Genomic DNA, 15,573 nt, shown 5'->3' on the forward strand with positions numbered 1-15,573 from the left:
TGCTCTTCTGTGGCGGATCGGGAGGAGCCCCAAGAGCGTATGACCGACAAGGACACGCTGGCGAAAAACAACGAAGCCTCGAAGACGGACAAGCGGAAGCAGAGCCTCTACTTTCCGGAGTCGATGCTGCAGGAAATCAAGGAGGAAGCGGCGCGGCTCGATCGCTCGCTTTCTTGGGTTGTGCAGCGCGCGTGGAAGCTGGCGCGGATAGACATCAAAAAGCTTCCGAGTGTCAATGACGTGGCTGACGACGAGGACAGCGGCGACTAACATCGCCGCGAGCCTCGCGTAAGCCGCGTCGCTCGGGGATCGATGGGTCGAGAGCTTTTCGCCGCCGGGAAGGACGGTACGCGGATTTACGTCCGCTACCGAGAAGGTCCCGGCGGCAGCGGAAGCTTTGCCAGCGGGGTCGGGGCGGGCTCGGGACGCCTCACCGCGGTGCTCTGCGACGGCATCGCGTGCGACGGCTTCATCTGGAAGTACCTCTGGGACGACCTGGCCCGTACGGTCAACGTCGCCCACTGGAACTATCGCGGCCACGGTCGGAGCAGCTTGCCTGGTGATCCGCAGGCGGTCGAGCTGAGCGATCACGCCAGCGATCTCGCTGCAGTGCGCGCGTCGATCGGCGACGGCCCCGTGGTGCTCTTCGGGCACTCGATGGGTTGCCAGGTCGTCCTGGAGCACCTGCGGACCCACCGCGAAGGGGTGCGCGGGCTCGTGCTGATCTGCGGCTCGTCCGGCAGGATCACGCACCACTTCAAGGGCACGGACGTGCTCGCGCAGCTCTTGCCGCGCCTGATCGAGCAGGTCGACGCGTACCCGCACATCGCTCGCGCGATCTGGAGCCGCGTGCCGGCGCCGATGGCGCTGCGGATCGCGCTGCTCACGCGGGAGGTCGACGCGAGCGCGGTCACCCCGGCGGATCTGCTGCCGTACATGCGGCACATGGTCGACATCGATTTTTCGATGTTCCTCCACATGCTGCGCAGCGCCGGCGAGCACTCGACGCTCGATCTGCTCCCGCAGATCGACGTGCCCGCGCTCGTGATCGCGGGCGATCGCGACACGTTCACCCCGCCTCGGCTCGCAGAGGAGATGGCGGCGGCGCTGCCGCGCGGAGAGCTGATGATGGTGAGCGGCGGAACGCACGTCGTCCCGCTGGAGCGCAAGAAGATGGTCATCGAGCGCGTGGAGCAGTTCCTCCTCGAGCGCGTCATCGGCGGCGCATCGCTCGGGGCGAGCGCGCGGGCGTCAGGCTTTCAGGCTCCGACCGAGGACGGGCGCTCGCGGTCGCTGGCCGAGGAGGCGTCGTCGCAGCGCCTCGCCGAGGGGGGGTCCTCGCCGGACCATCCGCGCGGGCTCTCGAAGGACGGATGAGCCGGTGCGCGCGCGACCTGCGCGCCCCCGGATCGGCGCGCGGACTTCTGCGTCGCCTCGGCGGCGTTGGGGCGCAGCGCATGCTCATCGCGGCGGCGCTGCTCGCGGTCTCGTGCGCGCGACCATCGTCCGAGCGCAGCGACGGGTCCGTCGGCGCGATCGCCCCGCTCGTCGACGATGAGAGCGCGCCCGCGATCGGCGCGCCGCCGACACGCCAGCCAGCCGAGCCGCGCGCGCCGGTCGAGCCGCGCGCGCCGGTCGAGCTGCGCTCGCCTCCCGCGTCGAGCGCCTGGGCCGCGGGGGACGTGCGCGTCGCGCGCGCCCTCCAGCGTTCGCCCCTGCGCGCGCTGCGGCTCACGGGCAAGGTGGCGGACGGCCGGTTCGAGGCGACGCTCGCGCTAAGCGCACCCGTGGAAGGAGCGGCCCCGCGCGAGGTGAAGGTGAAGCTCGCGCCGGCGCAGAAGAAGGCCCCGCTCGCGTTCCGGCGCCCGCTCGCGTTCTACCGCATGGCGAAGGCGCTCGGCGCGCATGTCGTGCCCGCGGCAGCGGCGCGGCGCATCGGCATCGGTGAGCTCGCGGCCCTCCTCGGCCGGGAGCCGAACGCTCGCAAGCTGCTGCGCCGCTTCGCCGTCATGAACGACGGGACGGTCGACGCGCTGGTCCTCGCGCCCGCTCCCGGTCCGCCCGGCCCGCGCTGGGCCTCGCCTCGCCGGCGGTCCGTGCGCTTCGACGACGCGCCCGAGCTCGATGTGTGGGCGCGCTGGGCTCGATCGCCGTCGCCTGTGCGCGGCGAGCGCGCGGCCATCCTCCGCGACTACCTGGAGGTGCTGGTGCTCGATTACCTGGCGGGCAACGGGCTTCGAAAGGAGATCGTCATCGACGTGCACGCGGGAGCGCTCAGCCTGGAGGCCAACGCGAGCGCCTTCCCGCTGCACGTGAAGGCGCACGAGCTCGACCGGCAGCTCGAGCGCCTCGTGGAGGCGGTGCGGTTCCCCCGGGCCCTTCGCGATGCGCTCGCGCGCTTCGGCCCCGAGGAGGCCGCCGCGGCGCTGCGCCCCGGCGGCATCGAGGAGGAGCTGGTGCCGCCGCGCGCGCTCGTCGAGCTGGAGGAGCGGAGGCAAGCGCTGCTCAGCCTGATCGCGGCGAAGCTCGCCGACCGGGGAGAGGACGCCGTGCTCAGCCTCTAGCGCTCCCCGCCTCCAGCGCTCGTCCCTGCGAGAGGGCTTCCCGCGCGCCGCATCTTGATCTCCGGCGGCGGCAGGGCGATTACATCACCCCGTGATCGACGTCGCGACCCTGCAGCGCTGGACGGAGGAGATCGGCTACAGCGCCGAGCTGACGAAGCCGTCGACCCTGCGCATCCGTCCACACGAGGAAGGGGTCCTCGAGCTCCCTCCGTTCTACGTCCAGTGCACCGAGAACTGGGTCGTGCTCTCGATGTTCGGCGTGCTCGATCTGCTCGACACGCAGCACGACGGCGCTGTGGTGCCCACCCTGGCCGAGGACACCGGCCAGGTGCTCGGGTTGCTCCGTCACCTGCTCGAGGCCAACCGCGACATGCGCGTCGCCAAGTTCGCCCTCGATGATCGGAACGAGATCCTGCTGTGCGCCGAGCTGCCCACCGAGTCGCTCGATCGCTCGGAGTTCGTCGACGCCGTCGAGCGGATCATCGAATACGGTACGACCTACCGGCACACGCTGCTCGGCGCCGACACCTGAGGCGCCGGGGCGTGTCGGTGTCCGGTCCGCGCCGCCGCGAGGTCACTTCTGCGTGATCACCACGCGGTTGTCGTCCCGGTAGGTGATGTTGCCGGATTCGCCGCGGCAGTCCCAGCAGGTCGCCCACGTGAGCCGTCGCCGCACGTAGCCGTTGAACCCGAGCGCGAGCGGCCCCGGGTCGTCCTTGAGCAGCAGCGACGACGCGATGCGGTAGCGGTCTCCAGGGAGCTTCAGGAACGCGACGATGAACGCGTCGTCGTCGGCCTTTCCCGTCACGACGAGCACCTCCTCGCCCGGGACCGGGTTCCAGAGCAGCGGAGACGTCGTGAGCGTTGTGTTCGGGGGCAGGCCCGCCTCGGGCTGGCTCGCCGGAGCGCCGCTCGGCGAGAGCCGCGTCCGGCCCCGGCTGAGCACGGCGTTCGCGTCGTCGGGCTCCTTGAAGAAGGAGATCTTCCCGCCGAGGTCGCGCAGCTGCGGCACCGACGCGAGCAGCTCTGCGACCTGCTGCGGCCCGATCTCCGCGCGCCGGAACGTCTGCTGCCACTGCGGCGACGGGATCGACGCCGCGTTCGGCGCGCCGTGGCAGCACCGGAAGCCGATGTCGTCGCCCGACACCGCCGGATCGACCGCCGCGCGGCGCGCGCACCGGTGATCCACGGCGCTCGCGCTCGCGGTGGCCCCGCGCACGGCGGCGGCCTTGGGCTGGAGGTTCTCGATCGGCGCGATGTCGCTCGCGGTCCACTCGCGCAGCGCGGCGCCCATGCCGACGACGCCGAACCCGGATGCGCACGACGCGGGCGCCTTGGCGCACGCCGGGTCCCACGCCGCGCCGCCCGCGTAGGGCGTCCCCTCGGGGCCCTTGCACGCGCGCTCCCACTCGAGCTCGGTGCACAGCCTCCCGCCGGCCTGCTGGCAGAGCTCCGAGGCGCGCGCCCGCGTCACCCCGGTGAGCGGAGCCTGCGCAGGATCGTTCGGGTACGGGGTGCGATCGACGGTGAAGCCGCCCAGCTCGACGTCGAGCAACGCCGGCTCGAGCGTCGGATCGCGCCCCTTGTCGCCGGGCGTGCTGCCCGCGACGAGCTTTCCGGCGGGAATCTCGATCCGCGCGGGCCCGGCCGCCGCGGCGCCGGCCCGCGGCGTCGCGCTCGCAGCGGGCGACTCGTTCTCGGCCGCCTCGAGCACCTTCCCTTGCGGCGCGGGCGCCTGCGGGGCGCCTCCGTCCGCGCGATTCTCCCCGGGCTCTCGCTGCTCGGCGCGGCTGCAGCCGGCCCCTCCGGCGATGCCGGCGGCGAGCAGGATCAGGGCAACGGCAGGCGTCCTCGTCGGCACGGTTCCTCGAAAGCGCCTCGCCTTATGTCGCAGGACCCCTCGCCCGTCAAAGTGCCCGCGCTATGCTGGCCCGGATGGGGCAGGGCGTGAGCGGCGCACCGGATCCGATGGCCTCGCAGATGGCGCAGCTCCTCGCTGGCAGCGATCTCGACGAGCTGCGCGAGATCGTGAGGCGGTGGGTCGCCGAGGCGCCGACCGAGGGCGTGCGCCGGCACTACCAGGAGCTCGGCGGCCGCCTCGTCGACCTCAAGGCGGCGCTCGCCGAGAACCCCGTGCAACCCACGATCGCGGAGCTGGAGCAGGCGCTCACGATGATGCTCCGGCTCGCCGCGTCGAGCCCGAGGACATGAGCCCCAGGTGATGCTCGCCGATTTCCCTCCGTGGTTCCTGCGCGCCTTCGGGCTCTGCTTCGGCCTGCTGTGGGGGAGCTTCCTCAACGTCGTCATCCACCGCGTCCCGCGCGAGCTCAGCGTCGTCCGTCCGGGTTCGTGCTGCCCGGCGTGCGGCGCGCCGATCCGCGCCTACGACAACATCCCCGTCCTCAGCTACCTGCTGCTGCGCGGCCGCGCGCGCTGCTGCGGTGCGCCCGTGTCGCCGCGGTATCCCCTGGTGGAGGCGGCGGGCGGTTTGCTCTCGCTCGCGATCATCGAGGTCATCATCCTCCGGCTCCCCGGGACGACGCCGGCCCTCCACGCGCTCGCCACGTACACCGCCGACCTGGCGCTCGCGCTCGGGCTGCTCGCGGCGACGTTCATCGACCTCGAGCACATGTTCATCCCCGACTCGATCACCCTCGGCGGCGCGGTGCTCGGCGTCGCGACCGCGTCGCTGCGGTCGATGGGCTTCGTCGACGCCCTCGTCGGCGCGGCGGTCGGCTTCGGCATCGTCTGGCTGCCGTTCGTCGTGCTCTACCCGCGGATCCGCGGCGGCCGCGTCGGCATGGGCCTCGGTGACGCCAAGCTCCTCATGCTGGCGGGCGCGTGGTTCGGCTGGGGGGGCGCCCTGTTCGTGCTCGGCGCCGGCGCCATCCAGGGCTCGATCATGGCGATCGCCATGCTGCTCCTGCGCGGGAGCATCGAGGAGCCCGAGGCGGTGCGCCTCGAGCGGGAGCAGATCCGCGCCGAGCTCGCGGCCATGTCCCCCGAGGAGCGGGCCGCCGCCGAGGAAGAGCTGGCGCAAGATCCGCTCGCGGAGGAGCCTCGCGAAGGGTTCGGCCAGGCCCGCATGGCGTTCGGCCCGTTCCTCGCGCTCGCCACGCTGGAGTGCCTGCTCGTCGGCCGCGACGTCCTGGACGCGTACCTCTCCTGGATCGACGCAGGATGAACGCCGCTCTGCGCCGCGCGCTCCGGATCCCGCTCGCGTCGCTCCTGGTGCTCGCGGGCTGCGGCAGCTCGCTCCCGCTGCCTCCGACCGGCCCTCACCTGCCGAGCGAGACGACGGTGGTCGTGCCGTACCCTCCGCCGCCTGCGCGGGTCGAGATCATCTCGCCGTCCGAGCGGCCGGGCGATGTGTGGATCGACGGCGAGTGGCAGTGGCGGAGCCGCCGCTGGGCGTGGCAGCAGGGACGATGGGAGGCCGCCCCGCCGGGCGCGTACTTCGCGCCTGCCACCACCGTGCGCCGCTCAGACGGATCCCTGGTGTGGTTCGCCGGCGTGTGGCACCTCCCCGGCAAGAAGTGATCGACACCGCGGCCGAGCGATGGGAATTCACCCCGTGCCGAGGTGCCTGCCGCCCGATCGGCATCGGCGAGCCAGCTCGGCGTGCCATCCCCTGCACGGATCGATGAGCCTTGCCCCATGATGCTTGCCTGGTCGTTCGCAGCGCGCACACCCGACGAAATCGCCCGACTCCTCCGCGCCCTCGGCAAGCACCGGTACGTGCGCGAGGTCGATCATCGGCTCCACTGGTCCGTCGATCACGCCCTGGCCGAGCTGCCGGAGTTCGCGCCGCACGCGGCGGCCTTCCAGGCGCGCCTCCAGAAAGAGCGCGCGCTCGAGCTCGGCTCGCGCGACCCTTCGCTGTGGCGAGAGGCGAAGACCGAGGACGTGATCGCGGTCCTCACGGCGTTCTGGACCCCGGATGACGCGGCGCTGCGCTACCGCAGCCGCCTGCTCGAGGCGCTCGCGCGGACGGGCCTCCCCGAGGCCACGCACGCCCCCTTCGCGTCGGCCCCGAACGAGCCCCCGCACCCGGAGCTCGTGCTGCTCGACTGGGAGCTGTACCCCGTCGACGAGCTCGACGCCGACCGGCACGCCGGCGCGCTGGCGGCCATGGAAGAGGCCGAGGAGGCGGTCAACGCGTCGGCCCCGATCTACAACGAAGGTCCCGTCATGGCGGCGCCGGAGCTCTGCGAGGGAGCGCCCAACGGGGTGCTCGCGGACGACTTCCTCGTGTGGTCGGACGGGCCTTACAGCTACTCCGACTACGTGTTCCGCGGCATCGCCAAGGCGGCGAAGCTCGTCGAGCCGCCGATCGGTTACCGAGATCTGTAACGTTCGCCCGCGGGCCCCGCGCGTCAGTAGGGATCGGGCTTCGGCGGCGGGACGGTCGGATCCACCTCGACGGGGGGCTTGACGACCTTCGAGGTCGCCGTGGTCGCGGGGGCCGGTCCTCTCTGCGCGTGCGAGAGCGTCACCTCGAGCTCGATGTCCCGATCGAACACGAGCATCCGTCGCTGCGCGGCGTGGCCCGGCGCGGAGACCTCGATCCGGTGCGCCGCGCCGTCCTTGATGAGCTTGCCGTCGAACGGGTTCGAGGGGAGCTCCACCCCGTCGACGAAGATCTTCGCGCTGGCAGGGCTCGCCTTGATCGAGGCGCGGAGGAGCGACGCGTCGGTCTCCTCGCGTGGAGCGCTGCTCGCGGCGGACGGCGGCGAGGCCTCGGCGCGGGGCGGGGAGGGCTCCGGCGCGGGCGGCGCGCTCTGGGCCGGCGGCGCGGTCGCGCGCAGGCTCTGCTGGACGGGATCGCGCAGCTTCAGGTACAGCGTCGCGGCGCCGACCAGCGCGATGACCGCTGCGAACGCGACGAGCGGCAACCGGGAGCGCCGCGGCGCCGGCGCGGGCTGAACCGCCGTGGCCGGCTCGGTCCGCACGACGGCGTGGAGCGTCGCTTGCGGAGCGCTCGAGCGGTGGAGGGGACGTGTGGGCGCCGACGGCGAGGAGCCCGTGGTCGCCCCCTCCTCCTGCGCAGGAGGATCCGAGTCGAGCGGATCGCGCCCTGGCAGCGACGGCAGCCTCGGCGCGCGGCCGGCGAGCCCCGCGCTCCCCGCGTCCGCGCCGTGCTCCTGCAGCTGCTTGAGCTGGCGATCGATGATCGCCCGGATCTCGGACCGCTCGCTGGCGAACAGCTCGCGCATGAGCGCGCCGAGCTGCTCGGCCGTCACCTGCCCTTCCAGGCGTTCCGCGTAGCGATCGAGCTCCGCGCGGAAGGCTGCGGCCGTCGAATAGCGCTCGCCGGGTGAATGCGCGAGCGCCTTGGCGCAGATGCGCGCGAGCTCGACGGGCACCTCAGGGCGCGCGGACCGCAGGTCCGGGATGTCCCGCATCAGGCGCGAGATGATCTGCGGATCCGACAGCCCACGCCAGAGGCGGCGGCCGGCGAGCATCTCCCAGAGGATGACGCCGGCCGAGAAGACATCCGCGCGCCGATCGATCTGGGAAGAGTGCGAGAACGCTTGCTCCGGCGCCATGTACGCGACCTTGCCCTTCATCGTGCCGGTCTGCGTCTCGACGAGGCGGTGCGCGGCGAGCGCGATCCCGAAATCGACGATCTTCACCTGCCCGTCGTAGGTGACGAAGATGTTGTGGGGGCTGATGTCGCGGTGAACGACGTTGAGCGGCGTCCCGTCGTAGTCGACGAGCTCGTGGGCGTAGTGGAGGCCGGCCAGCACCTCGCTGAGGATCCAGAACTGGACGGCGAACGGGATCGCCCGCGCTTGCTCTCGCGCGCGGGAGATCACCCGGCTCAGCGGCTGCCCGTCGAGGTACTCCATCGCGATGAAGTACTCGCCGTCCGCGAGGCCGACCTCGTTGGTCTGCACCACGTTGCGGTGGTTCAGGCGAGCGGCGAGGCGGGCCTCGTCGAGCAGCATGTCCCGGAACTCGGGCTCGTCGGCGATGTTGGGCCGGAGGCGCTTGATGACCTGCAGCTTGCTGAAGCCCGCCGGCCCCACCGCGACCGCCAGGTGCACGTCCGCCATGCCTCCGTGACCGAGCGTCGCGATGAACCTGTATTTCCCGAAGCTCCGCGCGTGCCGATCCGAGGGCGACGGCGGCGCGTCCGGCGGCGCATCCCGGCCGACCGTGGTCGGCGCGTCGCGGTCCGGGCGCCGCACCTGGACGGTGGGCGGGGGCTCGGGCGCGGGGACGAGCCCCTGCCTGGAGACCAGGGTCCCGCCGTCGAGCGCTGCCCGCACGCGCTCCGGCGGGCCCGAGGCGGCGAGCTCGTTGCTGCGGGCGGAGTCCGCCGCCCAGTCAGCCTCCTCGATCGTCCCTTTGCGCTCGCCCACCGCCGAATGGTCCTGATCCGAAGACGTGCAGTCAAGCTGACGACAGCGCGGGCCGGCGTTTGCGCGGCAGCGGGCGGATGACGAGCGGCTCGCCCATGACGGCGAGCCGGCGTCCCGCCCGTAACCGCAGCGAGGACCGCCGCGCGCTCGGCCTGCACCAGCGCGCGATCGAGCGCGCGATCCGCCGAGCGCGCGCTCGGAGCGCCGCCGGACAGAAGCGCCCGGCGGGAACGTTTCACGCTCAGAACGCCGCGGCGTCTGCTGCTACGGTGCGGGGCGTCACTCCCCCAGGCGGTCCAGGACCTCGGGAGGGTGCAGGAAAATTCGCCTGTGACTGCGCATTCTTGCCCGTGAACGAGGTAGCTCGATGCCCTGTGACTCGATTCCGCGGCGCCTGCTAGGCCAGGCGAAGGGGCGCCCCGAGGCTCCTGCCCACTACGTCAAGGAGGGGGGCTTCTGGAGGATGACCAGCTTCCGGGAGTACGCGGGCGAGGTGCGGCGCGCCGGCAAGGCGCTGCTCGCGCTCGGCCTCGAGCCCGGCGCCACGGTCGGCCTCCTCGGCTTCAACCGGCCCGAGTGGGCGGTGCTCCACGTGGCCTGCATGGCGATCGGGGGCGCTCCCGCGGGCATCTACACGACGTGCTCGCCCGAGGAGGTGCGCCACGTCGTGCACCATGCGGGGTCGCAGGTGGTGCTGGTCGAGGACAGGGCCCAGCTGGAGAAGGTGCTGAGCCAGTGGGATCGGCTGCCGCGGCTCTCGTGGGTGGTGCTGATGCGGGGCGCGGAGCCCACGGGTGATCCGCGGATCCTGACCTGGGAGGAGCTCCTCGCGCGGGGCGACCGCGTCCCCGACGAGCTGCTCGAGCAGCGGCTCGACGCGCTGGAGCCGAGGGGCCTCGCGACGCTGCTCTACACCTCCGGGACGGTGGGGCCGCCGAAGGGGGTCATGCTGAGCCATGAGAACCTCACGCGCTCGGCGGACATGGCGGCGCGCATCGTCCCGTTCTCGTCCCGGGACATCGGGCTGTCCTACCTGCCTCTTTCGCACGTCGCCGAGCAGATGTTCACGATCCACATCCCGGCCTCGATCGGCGCGGCCGTGTACTTCGCCGAGTCGATGGCGGCGCTCGCCGACAACCTCAAGGAGGTGCGGCCTACCGTCTTCTTCGGGGTCCCGCGCGTCTGGGAGAAGCTGAGGGCCGGGATCGACGCGAAGCTCTCCGGCGCGAAGGGGTTGCAGAAGATCACGCTCGAGCAGGCGAGGCGCGTCGGGCTCCAGCACAGCGAGCTCCGCGCCCGAGGCGAGCAGCCGGGGCCGCTGCTCGCGCTCCAGCACCGCGCCTTCGACAAGCTGGTCTACGCGAAGGTGAAGGAGGCCGTGGGGCTCGGCCGGACGCACGCGTTCAGCAGCGGCGCGGCCCCCATCGCGAAGGAGGTCCTCGAGTTCTTCGCGTCGCTCGACATCCTGATCACCGAGGTCTACGGCCAGTCCGAGGTGACCGGCGCGACGAGCTACAACGTGCCGGGCAGGACGAAGCTCGGCTCCGTGGGGCCGTCGGTGCCAGGCATGGACGTGAAGATCGCGGACGACGGCGAGATCCTCGTGAAGGGGCCGACCGTGTTCCTCGGCTACTACAAGGAGCCAGAGGCGACCGCGCAGGCCCTGGTCGACGGCTGGCTCCACTCGGGGGATCTCGGCCGATTCGACGAGGAGGGGTTCCTCCACATCACCGGGCGGAAGAAGGAGATCCTCATCACGGCCGGCGGGAAGAACATCTCGCCCAAGAACATCGAGGAGGCGCTCAAGCGCCACGACCTCATCGCCGAGGCGGTGGTCGTCGGCGATGGGCGCAAGTTCCTCACGGCCCTGCTCGTGCTGGCCCCCGACGCGGTGAAGCGCTTCTCGGCGGAGCGCGGGCTCGGCCGCGATCTCTCGCGCGCGTCGCCGGAGATCAGGGAGGCCGTGCAGCGGGCCGTCGACGAGGTGAACGGCGAGCTCGGGCAGGTCGAGACGATCAAGAAGTTCTCGATCCTGCCGCGCGGCTTCACCATCGAGGACGGCGAGCTGACGCCGACGCTCAAGATCAAGCGGCGCAATGTGAGCCAGAATTTTGCGCGCGAGATCGAGGCGATGTACGCCGAGTAATCATGCGCAACGAGCCTGCTACAGCCGTCTCTTTCGACTTCGGCCAGACCCTGGTGGAGCTCGACACCGGGCTGCTCTCCGCCCGCCTCGCCGAGCGGGGCATCGGCGCGCCTCGGGAGCGGCTGGACGGGGCGGTGGACGAGGGCTGGCGCGCGTACAACGAGGCGATCCAGCGCGGGCTCGGCGGCCACCCGTGGAAGATCATGATGCGCCGCCTGCTCGAGGCGGGCGGCGTCGAGGCCAGCGCGCTCGACGCGGCGGTCGACTGGCTCTGGACGGAGCAGCCCCGGAAGAACCTCTGGCGCCGGCCGATCGCGGGGATGATCGACGTCGTGATCGAGCTCCGGCAGGCCGGCGTGCCGGTCGCGGTGCTGTCGAACTCGGAGGGCCGGCTCGAGGAGCTGATCGAAGAGCTCGGCTGGTCGGCGCACTTCGTGGCGGTGGCGGACTCGGGGCGGCTCGGGTTCGAGAAGCCGGGCAGGGAGATCTTCGCGTGGACGGCCGAGCGCCTCGGCGCGCCGCTCGCCGCGGTGGTCCACGTCGGCGATTCCTTCGCCGCCGACGTCGGCGGCGCTCTCGCGGCAGGGATGCGGGCCGTCTGGTTCAAGGGGAAGCCGACGAGGGCTGCGGAGGTGCCCCAGGCCGAGCGGGTGGCGGTGTGCGACGGCGCGGAGGCGCTGCGCGGCGCGCTCCGGGCGTTCGGCTTCCGCTTCTAGCGCGTGCGCTGCGCCGCGCGCCGTCGTGCGGCCAGCGCGATCTCCACGGGCCGTCACCCTGGCGAGCGCGGCCCGCAAGCGCGGCGCTGGCGCGCGAGGTCGCGAGGTCGCGAGGTTCACACGCGCGTCGCCCACTCGCCCTTCCGTCCGTGAGCACGAACGTCCCGGAAGGCGCTCCGCCCCGCGCTCGTCGCGCGCGCTTCTCTCCTGGCTCTCCTTGCCCCGCTGCCCCGCGCCGCTGGGTCGGTCTCCGGATCGTGCAGCCGATGCACGTTGCGCGGTGGTTCGGGCATTGCTGGAGACCGGTTCACGATGATCGCCAACGATGCAGACATCGAACAAGAGTCCGGACGCCGGGAGCGGCGCGCGAACGTTCCCGCCGCCGTCCCTCGCCTCTTCGGCGAGGTCCGCCGCGCCGACGAGCGGCTCGTCTCGCTCGTGCAAGAGCGCCCTGTGGCCACGCTCCTCGCGGTGGCGGCCGTGGGCTACCTGATCGGACGGGTCGTTACACGGCTGAGTTGAGGAGGTCATCATGACAGCACGCGATGTCGAGGCCGAACGGGAGCGCGACGCTCGGGAGATGGTGAACGACGCGCTCAGCCGACTCGACGCGGCGGAGGTCACGCGGGCGGTCTCGGCGTTCGCGCGCGACAACCCGCACGTGGCGCTCGCGGCGGCGGCTGGGCTGGGGTTCCTGCTCGGCGGGGGCCTGACGCCGCGCATGCTCAGCAGGCTCGGGTCGCTCGCGACGCGCAGCTACGCCAAGAGCGCCTTGGCTCAGGCGGTCGAGCTCGTCTTCGATGAGCAGACGCGATCCCAGAGCCATCTCGGCTCGTCGCCCTGATCCAGCAGCGACCTGCGGCGCGGTACTCTGGCTGAAGGTGGGTCGTTTGAACGGCCAAGGACGTCAAGGACGCCAAACACGCCAAGATCTTTGAGGTTCTCTTGGCGTCCTCGGCGGCTTGGCGGTTCCATCATGGGCGCGTCCTGGCCGCGTTCGCACGTGGTGCACGCGCTCTCCACGGGGCGCGGCTCGCCTGTCGCGAGTTCGCGAGGTCGCCGGGCCACGCCACGCCGGGCGCGCGTCCTTCAGGTCCTGCGGCTGTAGGTCTTGCGGATGCGGCGACCGCCGCTCTCGCTCAGCACCTCTTCGACGCTGCGGGAAACGTCGGGCAAGCACCGCACGGAGAGCAACGCGCCGCCGCCGGCGCCGCTGCCGTCGTCGAGCCGGCGCGCCTCGTACTCGGGCAGGCGCGCACCGAGGACGGCGCCGAGCAGGGTGCCGGCCGCGCCAGCGGCGCCCGCTCCTGCGAGGCACGCGACGATGGGCCCCGCCAGGAACGCGTCGAGCCGCGGAATGATCAGCGCGCCTCCAGCCGTGATCGCGGCGAGCGTACCCCCGACGAGCCCTCCAATCACAGCGCCCAGGGCGGCTCCTTCGGACGCCTTGCTGTGGATCGTGAGCTCGATCTCGTCCAGACGGGAGTGCTGCCTTGGCACCATGCTGATGTCTTCGGCCGCGACGCCCAGGGCGAGGAGGCGGCCAAGTGCGCCCGCGGCTTCCGTGCGACCTGGGAAGAATGCAGTGAGCGTCCGGTAATACATCATTCGACGAGTGCCCCTGTGCCGCGGTTCGCGAGGTGTCTCGTTCAATCCATCTGCTCTCGGAAAAGCATCGCTTGTGCCGCTCCGGCTGCGCAGATGTCGCTCGGCTGCTGGAGCACATCCCGGGAAATGATGGAAGGCGCCGCTCCGCGCGTGGCGGTGCGGCGCCTTCGCGCCCCCCTGGAGCTCGCTCAGCGGGCGCCGAGCTCGTTGGAGTACGAGCCGGCGCTCTCCTGGACCTTCTCCTGGATCTCGTGCTGGGTCCGCTGCGCAGCGCCCAGGGCGCGATCCTTGGCTCTCTCCGCGCGCTCGCGCAGCCGGCTCGTGCTGTCGCGCAGCCGGCGGCGAGCCTCGTCACCCGACGTCGGCGCGACCAGGACGCCGACCCCGACGCCGAGGGCGACGCCGAGGCCGAGCCCGACCGACACCGGAACGATCCAGTCGAGTGAGCTCCTTCTCTTGTAGGGGAACATATCGGCCATGTAATTGACGAGATCGTCTGCCTTCATTGTGGCTCCGTCGGTTCGCATCGCGTGGGGGCGCGTAACGCGTAGCCCTCAGCGTGGATTCACGTGGCTGGAACAGTGACCGGCGGGACGTGAGGCAGCGCGCATGCCAAGGGCATATTGCGCACGGAGGGGGCAGGGCAGGGGGCTTGCCTGCCCCGAGATGCGAGCGCGGCGGAGGAGCGCCGCGGCGTTACCGGCAGAAGCCGTCGATGCAGATCTTGCCTTCGCTGCAGGGCGTCTCGGGATCGCAGTCGCCGCCGAGGTTGTCGCTCGACCCGCAGACCTGGTGCTCGCCGGAGAACGTCGCCACGGTCCTGCACTCGCTCAGCGAGGGCGACTGGTTCTCGCAGGCGTTCGGGTTCGGCTGGTCGCACGAGATGTAGCAGCTGTGGTGCAGACAGATCGATCCCGGCGCGCAGACGTCCCGCGCTCCATCCTCGCCGCACACGAAGTTGCTCGACTGATTCGGGATGCAGCCGTTCTCGACCCAGACGTCGCCCTCGGGGCAGCTGGCGCCGTCGCTCCTCGGAACACAGGCGCCGTCGACGCAGACGGCAGAGGGGCCGCCGCAGTCGTCCGTGATGACGCAGGGCTGCGCAGGGTGGGAGCAGATGCCGAGCGTCGCGTCGCAACGGTAGCTGCTGGGGCAGTCCGCATCCTCGCTGCAGGCCGGCGTGCATTTGCCCTCGACGCACTTGTCGTTGACCGGACACTGCGTCTGATCGAAGCACTGGTCCTGAGGCGCGGTGCAGATGCCGCTGACGCAGAGGTAGTCAGGGCCGAGGCGGGCGCAGTCGGCGTCGGCGCCGCACGCGGCCGGGGTCGCCGGCACGCAGGTCGCATCGGCGTCGTCGCCCTCGCAGATATAGCCGTGGATGCACCCGAGCGGCTCGCCGCTCGGAAGGACCTGATCGCAGCTGCCGGGCTGACACGTGCCATCCGGCGCGCAGGTCTCGCCATCGGCGCAGTCGTCCGGGTTGCCGCAGTACACGACGTCGCCCGGGGCCCCGCCGCTGCCCCCCTCCCCGGAGGTGCCGCTCGCGACGCAGGCGGCGGTGTGGTCGTCGGCGATGACGCACTCGAAGCCCCGGCTACACCCCCAGGTCGTGCAGTCGCCGATGTGGCATTCGTTGTCCTTGCCGCAGGTCTCGTTGATCCCGCAGTCGGCTGGCTCGTTACAGCCGCTCGGGATGCTGGGCCCGCAGTCCTCTGCATCACAGAAGTGGCTGTCGGCGTTGTCGTCGTAGATGGGGCAACCCGCGAGGAGGGGCGCCAGCACGCTCGCGAGACCCAGCAGAGTAAGTCGCTTCATTCACCGTCTCCCGAAAGCATTCGGCCGCCCGGCGTCGAGGAGCCGCGCCCTCGCGCGTGACGGTCGCGACCGGACGAGCGTAGCAAGCGACATGCCCCACACAAGCCTGGCGAGTCGCGGCGTATTTCGGCCGATCGCGCGCTCGCCGTGAAGCCGCGTTCACGTCGGCATGTGGCCTCCGCGCGCGGCGACGCGCGCGGCGAGGCGAGGCGCGGCCTGGCCCCGAGGCGCGGCCTGGCCCCGAGGTGCCGCGCCTCGCGGAGGGTCACGCCGCGGCGGCCGCTGCGTCGGGGGGACAGGGGGGCCGCAGACGACCGTGAACCCTGAACCGCGGGGGAAAGCGGAGGATGGCG

Annotated in this window: 17 protein-coding genes; 12 read left to right on the forward strand and 5 right to left on the reverse strand. The window is 71.8% G+C overall.

Going from position 1 to position 15,573, the window contains the following annotated elements; translation table 11 throughout:
* The first annotated feature begins 39 nt into the window (after window positions 1–39).
* From WMF19_RS49235 to WMF19_RS49250, 4 genes are all read left to right on the forward strand, one after another.
* The gene (locus WMF19_RS49235; RefSeq protein ID WP_012241296.1) at window positions 40–270 is read left to right on the forward strand and encodes a TIGR04563 family protein; all 231 of its coding nucleotides are present in this window, start codon (window positions 40–42) and stop codon (window positions 268–270) included.
* 42 nt (window positions 271–312) lie between these two features.
* Window positions 313–1,377, forward strand: a complete 1,065-nt coding sequence (locus WMF19_RS49240; protein WP_437896696.1) for an alpha/beta fold hydrolase — start codon at window positions 313–315, stop codon at window positions 1,375–1,377.
* The gene (locus WMF19_RS49245) at window positions 1,374–2,564 is read left to right on the forward strand and encodes a hypothetical protein (RefSeq protein WP_437896698.1); all 1,191 of its coding nucleotides are present in this window, start codon (window positions 1,374–1,376) and stop codon (window positions 2,562–2,564) included. The genes WMF19_RS49240 and WMF19_RS49245 overlap by 4 nt, the downstream gene beginning before the upstream one ends.
* Before the next feature lie 91 nt (window positions 2,565–2,655).
* Window positions 2,656–3,096 carry a YbjN domain-containing protein gene (locus tag WMF19_RS49250; RefSeq protein WP_437797242.1) on the forward strand — a complete coding sequence of 147 codons (441 nt, stop codon included), beginning with the start codon at window positions 2,656–2,658 and terminating at the stop codon, window positions 3,094–3,096.
* 42 nt (window positions 3,097–3,138) lie between these two features.
* On the opposite strand, the gene WMF19_RS49255 is transcribed toward WMF19_RS49250, so the two are convergent.
* Window positions 3,139–4,425 carry a formylglycine-generating enzyme family protein gene (locus WMF19_RS49255; RefSeq protein WP_437896700.1) on the reverse strand — a complete coding sequence of 429 codons (1,287 nt, stop codon included), beginning with the start codon at window positions 4,423–4,425 and terminating at the stop codon, window positions 3,139–3,141.
* A gap of 62 nt (window positions 4,426–4,487) precedes the next feature.
* Here WMF19_RS49255 and WMF19_RS49260 point away from each other — a divergent pair, with 62 nt between their 5' ends.
* From WMF19_RS49260 to WMF19_RS49275, 4 genes are all read left to right on the forward strand, one after another.
* Window positions 4,488–4,775 (forward strand): hypothetical protein, encoded by a 288-nt coding sequence (locus WMF19_RS49260; protein WP_437529123.1) that lies wholly within the window; start codon window positions 4,488–4,490, stop codon window positions 4,773–4,775.
* 10 nt (window positions 4,776–4,785) lie between these two features.
* A complete protein-coding gene (locus WMF19_RS49265) occupies window positions 4,786–5,748 on the forward strand; it encodes a prepilin peptidase (RefSeq protein WP_437901763.1) in 963 nt (320 codons plus the stop codon).
* Window positions 5,745–6,104: a YXWGXW repeat-containing protein gene (locus tag WMF19_RS49270; RefSeq protein ID WP_437326342.1), complete on the forward strand. Its 360-nt coding sequence runs from the start codon at window positions 5,745–5,747 to the stop codon at window positions 6,102–6,104. Before WMF19_RS49265 ends, WMF19_RS49270 begins: the two co-directional genes overlap by 4 nt.
* 117 nt (window positions 6,105–6,221) lie before the next feature.
* Window positions 6,222–6,917: a hypothetical protein gene (locus WMF19_RS49275; RefSeq protein ID WP_437896702.1), complete on the forward strand. Its 696-nt coding sequence runs from the start codon at window positions 6,222–6,224 to the stop codon at window positions 6,915–6,917.
* 23 nt (window positions 6,918–6,940) lie between these two features.
* On the opposite strand, the gene WMF19_RS49280 is transcribed toward WMF19_RS49275, so the two are convergent.
* Window positions 6,941–8,932, reverse strand: a complete 1,992-nt coding sequence (locus WMF19_RS49280; RefSeq protein WP_437896706.1) for a serine/threonine protein kinase — start codon at window positions 8,930–8,932, stop codon at window positions 6,941–6,943.
* Window positions 8,933–9,299: 367 nt separating this feature from the next.
* Here WMF19_RS49280 and WMF19_RS49285 point away from each other — a divergent pair, with 367 nt between their 5' ends.
* The 4 genes from WMF19_RS49285 (at window position 9,300) to WMF19_RS49300 (ending at window position 12,638) form a co-directional block, all read left to right on the forward strand.
* Complete coding sequence (locus WMF19_RS49285; protein WP_437896708.1) at window positions 9,300–11,078, forward strand: AMP-dependent synthetase/ligase; 1,779 nt, start codon at window positions 9,300–9,302, stop codon at window positions 11,076–11,078.
* Window positions 11,079–11,080: 2 nt separating this feature from the next.
* Window positions 11,081–11,794: an HAD family hydrolase gene (locus tag WMF19_RS49290; protein WP_437896709.1), complete on the forward strand. Its 714-nt coding sequence runs from the start codon at window positions 11,081–11,083 to the stop codon at window positions 11,792–11,794.
* 312 nt (window positions 11,795–12,106) lie between these two features.
* Window positions 12,107–12,316 (forward strand): hypothetical protein, encoded by a 210-nt coding sequence (locus WMF19_RS49295; protein WP_012241308.1) that lies wholly within the window; start codon window positions 12,107–12,109, stop codon window positions 12,314–12,316.
* 10 nt (window positions 12,317–12,326) lie between these two features.
* Window positions 12,327–12,638 carry a hypothetical protein gene (locus tag WMF19_RS49300; RefSeq protein WP_437326348.1) on the forward strand — a complete coding sequence of 104 codons (312 nt, stop codon included), beginning with the start codon at window positions 12,327–12,329 and terminating at the stop codon, window positions 12,636–12,638.
* A 245-nt stretch (window positions 12,639–12,883) separates the two neighbouring features.
* Here WMF19_RS49300 and WMF19_RS49305 read toward each other — a convergent pair whose 3' ends face one another.
* The 3 genes from WMF19_RS49305 to WMF19_RS49315 form a co-directional block, all read right to left on the reverse strand.
* On the reverse strand, window positions 12,884–13,297 hold the full coding sequence (locus tag WMF19_RS49305) for a hypothetical protein (RefSeq protein WP_437896710.1): 414 nt from the start codon (window positions 13,295–13,297) through the stop codon (window positions 12,884–12,886).
* A 293-nt stretch (window positions 13,298–13,590) separates the two neighbouring features.
* The gene (locus WMF19_RS49310; RefSeq protein ID WP_437326350.1) at window positions 13,591–13,908 is read right to left on the reverse strand and encodes a YtxH domain-containing protein; all 318 of its coding nucleotides are present in this window, start codon (window positions 13,906–13,908) and stop codon (window positions 13,591–13,593) included.
* A gap of 190 nt (window positions 13,909–14,098) precedes the next feature.
* Window positions 14,099–15,220, reverse strand: coding sequence for a hypothetical protein (locus WMF19_RS49315; RefSeq protein WP_437896711.1), 1,122 nt, complete (start codon window positions 15,218–15,220; stop codon window positions 14,099–14,101).
* Between the last annotated feature and the right edge of the window lie 353 nt (window positions 15,221–15,573).

Source organism: Sorangium sp. So ce124, from assembly GCF_051525235.1.
In the GTDB taxonomy this organism is placed as follows: Bacteria; Myxococcota_A; Polyangia; order Polyangiales; family Polyangiaceae; genus Sorangium; species Sorangium atrum.